General features: G+C 46.2%; 1 protein-coding gene and 1 pseudogene. One reads left to right on the forward strand and one right to left on the reverse strand.

Annotated elements, in window-relative coordinates; all coding sequences use genetic code 11:
• Positions 1-31 precede the first annotated feature (31 nt).
• On the forward strand, positions 32-5,014 hold the full coding sequence (locus tag A372_RS33090) for a type I polyketide synthase (RefSeq protein WP_019419387.1): 4,983 nt from the start codon (positions 32-34) through the stop codon (positions 5,012-5,014).
• A gap of 83 nt (positions 5,015-5,097) precedes the next feature.
• On the opposite strand, the pseudogene A372_RS36030 reads toward A372_RS33090, so the two are convergent.
• A pseudogene (locus tag A372_RS36030) lies at positions 5,098-5,773 on the reverse strand (IS3 family transposase).
• Between the last annotated feature and the right edge of the window lie 63 nt (positions 5,774-5,836).

A 5,836-nucleotide genomic window follows, 5' to 3' on the forward strand; every position in this document is an offset into this window, starting at 1 on the left:
AAAGAGTGAATTGAAAGGAGTTTTTATGACAATGACCACAAATATTGATCAAAACACATTGTTAAAACAATCGCTCAATACCATTCAGAATTTGCGCAAACAGCTTGATGACAGCCAACAGATGAGCAAGGAGCCGATCGCCGTGATTGGCATGGCCTGCCGATTCCCCGGGGGATGCAATTCCCCGGAGGAATATTGGGAATTTCTGAAGGCAGGAGGCGAAAGTGTTATCGATGTCCCGCCAGAAAGATGGGATGCCGCGGAGTATTATGATCCGACTCCGGGGATTTTCGGCAAGAGCTATGTCCGGCAGAGTAATTTCCTCAAGCGTGACGTGGCTGAGTTTGATGCCAAGTTTTTCAAAATATCCCCAGCAGAAGCCAATTCGATGGATCCCCAGCAGCGCCAATTGCTCGAAGTTTGCTGGGAAGCGATGGAAAATTCTGGTCAGAATGCATATGCCCTAAGGGGAAGTGAGACGGGTGTCTTTATCGGAATCTTAAGTAACGTCGAGTACATGATACTGCCGCGAGACACTTCAAAAGTGAATCAGCATGTGGCAACAGGAGCCGTTTCAAGTGTCGCTTCCGGCCGGATTTCTTATGTCTTTGGATGGAATGGGCCCTCGCTATCGATCGATACGGCCTGCTCATCCTCCCTGGTTAGTACGCATCTGGCCATTGAATCCCTTCGAAGAAGGGAATGTAACATGGCGGTTGCCGGCGGGGTCAACCTGATGCTTTCGCCAACTGGCATGTCCTCCCTCTGTATGATGAACGCTGTTTCCGCAGACGGGAGGTGCAAGCCTTTCGACGCTGAGGGAAGCGGCTACGGGCGGGGTGAAGGATGCGGCATGATGGTTCTGAAGCGGCTTTCAGATGCCGAACGGGATGGGGATACGATCTATGCCGTGCTCCGAGGCGGGGCCGTAAATAATGATGGAGCGAGCAGCGGTCTGACGGTTCCCAACGGCAAGGCGCAGCAGATGGTACTCAATGCGGCACTGGAAGCTTGCTCCCTGAAACCGGAGGATATCAGTTATCTCGAAGCCCATGGCACCGGGACCCCTCTGGGTGATCCCATCGAGATCGATGCTGTTGCCCAGGTCTTTGGCAAAAGTAACGGTGGAACCAAAGAGCAACCATTGGTCATCGGTGCTGTCAAGGGAAATATCGGGCATCTTGAAGGGGCAGCCGGTATCGCGAGTTTAATCAAAGTGGTGCTCAGTCTTTATCACAAGGAAATACCGCCGATTGTCAACTCGACGACACCAAATCCTAGAATCAATTTTGAAAAAATACCGGCAATCCTTCCACGCGAGCATATGCCATGGGACATGATTGACGGCAAAGAAAGAATCGCCGGGGTAAGCTCTTTCGGATTCAGCGGCACCAACGCCCACCTCATTTTGTCCGAAGCTCCGGCAAGAGCGCTGCCGGAAAAAAGAGCCGGCTTCCCATCCTCGATCTTATTCCTGAGCGCAAAGGACGAGAAGGCACTGATCGAATTAATCGGGCGCTATAACCGTCATTTTGAAAACCATCCGGATATGGATATTGAGGACGTCTGTTATGTCGCCAACGCCTGCCGGTCGGATAATATGCACCGCGCTGTATTCCTGGGCACTTGCGTGGAGGATTTCCGTGCCGGGTTCGAACAAGTCCTGCGTGAGGCGGAGCAGGAAAATACAATTTACTCCAATACAACCCGCTTGCTGGGCAGCAGCCAGGGGAATTACCTCTTAGGCTCCACCCGAACCTTGTTCGCTGAACTGAATCAAAATACGGTCTATACTTCGAAAACTGACGATCAGATTCAACCTAAACTGGTCTTTTTGTTCAACGGGGAACCCGCTGAGATCCTTGAAAGCGCCATTGATCTGTATGAACTATTTCCCGTATTTAAGCAGGAACTTACTGACTGCTTGCAACGGTTCGAGCCGCATTACGGTCCGGCGCTCATCGATAAGCTTCTCAATATCCGGGTCGCGGCCCCGGCTCGGGATATACGGGATGCTTGTCTTTTTTCGGTCGAATATGCCTTGATGCGGCTTGTTGAATCATTTGGGATCAAGCCTGAAATCATTTTCGGTGAAAGAACAGGCAATTATATTGCCGCAGTAACTGCCGGGATCATCAGTATAGAGTCGGCAGTGAGACATTTCATCGAAGCTCAAAGCATGATGAAACAGGTGGAAAATGTAGTATACGCAAGAGTTTTCCAAGAGAAAGAGGAAGCGGAAAAGATCTTGAAGGAGTTTGCCGGAGAGATTTTCCTGTCGGCGGTTTATTCACCATCAGAGATCGTGATATCCTGTCAGGATATGGTGATGGAACGCGTAATGCAAAGGTTCATTCAAGAGGGTGTTAAGGTCACCAAGGAAGAGGGGCAGGGTTGGCCGTCCGGTTTGTATGAGGAACGAGTCAGTGATTTCGGGAAGAAACTAGAGGCAGAGGTGTATGCAAGGCCTAAATATCGCTATGTATCTGGCTCCTCCGGGGAATCGATTCGGAATTCTGAAAAATTAACCGGTGATTTCTGGAAACAAAATATGGTTTCGCCTATCCAATATGACAAGGCCATGGAATTCCTTTATAAACAAGGCTATCGTTTTTTTGTAGAGGTGGGATCTTCCCCTTGCCGGGGTGAAAACGGAATTCCTGTTTATGCAAAGGATGATCTGGTTCGTATTCCATTGATTCAGAAAGAAAGCAGCTTGTGGGGTATTCTCCAGGGGATAGCCAAACTAATCTGCCTCGGTTCGAGCATGAACTGGGAAAACTTTTATAAAGGATATGTATACCGCAAAATTATTTTGCCCAATTATCCCTTTGATAAAAGTCGGTATTGGCTCACGCCGCCATCCACCGATGCGGGAGCAGATACGGATTCATTTTCAGCGCATCGCGGCGATGCGCTGAAAGGTCGGGAGATCAATTTACCGTTCCGACGGAAACAGTATGAATTTATTTATACTTACAAAAATCTCCCCGAACTGCTGGATAACTCCGGGGTCATTCATGTGGGGTACTATATGGAGATGCTGGGGGATACAATCCGGAACCTTCACGGCGAGCTTTCATATACCGTGCAGGAAATGGAGTTTATGAGTCCGAACATTGTCCTGGAAGATGAGGTGAAGTCGGTCCTGCTTGTTTTGGAGGCGGACGATGATAACCATACGAAGTTCCAGTTCCATAGTAAGTGCCGAGATCAGGATAACTGGAATCTTCACGTGCAGGGATCAATTCAACTGAAGGGCAATCAATCATTATCTGAGCCAGCTTCCGGTTCCATCGATACGATCAAGGCTGCCTGTCAGGAAAACCAATCGGGCGAACAATTTTACAAGACAATGGAAGAGCGCGGATTTCATTTCGGACCGAGTGTGCAATGGGTTGAAGAGATATGGTTTAAAAAGGATGAGGCTTTGGTTCGCTTCAGAAATAAAACAGATAGCGAAAGCATTCGGAAGTACGCCCTGGACTTGCATCCGGGAATCATGGACAGTTGCGCGCAAGTTTTCAATTTTCTGCCGGAAAGCGACAGCTCGAAACCTAAAAAGTATATGGTCGTCAGTGTGGATGAATCAGCTTACAACTTTGCCGGTCATAGTGGCCCCCTATACGCCCATATCCATAATTTCCAGTACCATGAGGACAAAAAAATCGAAGGTAGCATCCGTGTCTTTGATGGGGATGGCCAATCCGTCTATACTGTTGGAAGCATTAGCCTTAAAGAATTCGACGAGGAAAGGATAGGGGCACTGAGAGCTATTCTAGATTCGGCATCCTCCTCAAAAGAAGGTACGGACAAGAACTTCTTTAATAAATACAGGGAAACGAAGACGGAGCAGAAGTTGGCACTGTTGACGGAGTATTTGCGGCATGTCATGGCTAAGGTAATGGAGATCGAACCAGAAGAGCTAGATGTCGATGAACCGTTGAACAATCTGGGTATGGATTCTCTGATTGGACTGCAGTTCCACAATAAAATTGCGCAGTTGCTTGCAGTTGAAATCTCCATGTTCGAACTGGTTCAATGCGGCACCGTAGCAAAAACAGCTCAAATGCTATTAAAGCACTTGCCTGGTGGAGAGGTGTTTGCTGGACAAATCGATGAAAGCCTTGAACAGGCTGAAGCCAAGCAGGGGGCTGATTTGTGGATCTATAATTTCAAACCGAAGAGTGAAGCAAAGATAAGAATCTTTTGTTTCCCGAATGGATACAGAAGTGCAGATATGTATGCGGAATGGCAAGAAAAGCTTGGCCCTGAGGTAGATGTGTGCCCAATTAAGTTGCCAGGCCTCGATTTCGAGCGTATGTCTGAAAAGACCCCTACTGAAATCGATGAGCTTATGGTTACGCTTGAGGGTGTATTATCGGAATCTCTATTTGATATTCCATGTGTATCTTTTGGCCATAGCTGGGGGGCCTTGTTTGCCTACCGCCTTGCATACAGACTCTCGAAAAATCCAGATGCCAATTTTGTTAATTTGTTCGTATCCGGTTATACAGCCCCTATTTTGCCAAATACGGCTCTGATGAAAATTCTGGGGGAATTGAACCTGCTTGGATTTAACGGGATACCTAATTACGAAGAAATTAAGGCTGATACTTCCTCCTATGAAATGGTAATCAAGGCTATTTCAAAAGCGTGGGATTATGATGAGGACGCAGTCAAATTGACCTTGCAATTATTACTCGAGGCATGTGGACTTATTGATAAATTTAAATATAACGTAGACGAGGGCTTCCACACTCCGATTGTTGGTTTTCACGGGATAGACGATTACGTAGTAACGTTGGATGAAATGAATGCATGGGAAAACGTTACATCTAAATCATTTAGGCTTCATACAATGGCAGGGGATCATCAATTCGTTAACAAAAACCAATCTGAGGACAGACTTTTGCAACTGTTGAAAGAGGAATTATTCCAATTGTATAATGATATAGAAATAAATCATGAAAAATGTACAAAATCAGGCCTGATGATTAACAAGAATATGTAACTCCATTTGCTAATAATGGTTATACGTCTCAACAATGAACTGAATTCGTAGCAACCATTCTACAAGCAAGCTATGAAGAACAACTAAGCGGCGATCGCTTCTCGGTACTCAATCGGGGAGCGGTCGCCGAGTCTTTTCTGGAAACGCTGTTCGTTGTAATAAGTCATGTACCCTGAAATTAATTTACGTGCAGAGTCCATACATGCGGGTTTCTCCAAATGTAGTTTCTCTGTTTTTAGATGGGAGAAGAAGGATTCTATGCAGGCATTGTCAAAACAATTCCCACGTCTAGAATGGCTTCCTGTCAGCCCCTTATCTTCAAGCAACAGGCGGACAAATATGTGAAATCGTGCCCCGTTCTCACATAAGTAATATCCGTAACCAACTTCTTACCTGACCGAATACCAAGCTCTCTCATTAACCTCCGTACCTTCTTGTGGTTTAGTATGAGCCCTTCTTTACGCAATGCTGTACACATCCGTTTATAGCCAAAGTGTGGTTGTAAACGATGAATAGCAAGGATATGCTCCTTATGAACTGCATTTTCTTCCTCAGCACTGTTAAAGTGTTTCTTGTTCCAACGACCACGATAATCTTCAAATGATTCACCGTTTTAAACTTTACGGACCCCGTTTATGATTTGCGTCTCACTCTTGACCCCTAACTTCGACATGATCTGAGAACCAATCGAAGGCGAACAGCTTCTCTCTTAGTTTCATCGTCATATTTGTTAAAGGATTGTCTCTTCTTTGGTGGCATAAAAAGTCTCCTCCGGTCTACAGTGTTGAATTTCTCATAAAATGAACTCTTTTTTCACTGTCT

The organism is Paenibacillus sp. OSY-SE (assembly GCF_000283315.1).
Classification (GTDB): domain Bacteria; phylum Bacillota; class Bacilli; order Paenibacillales; family Paenibacillaceae; genus Paenibacillus_B; species Paenibacillus_B profundus.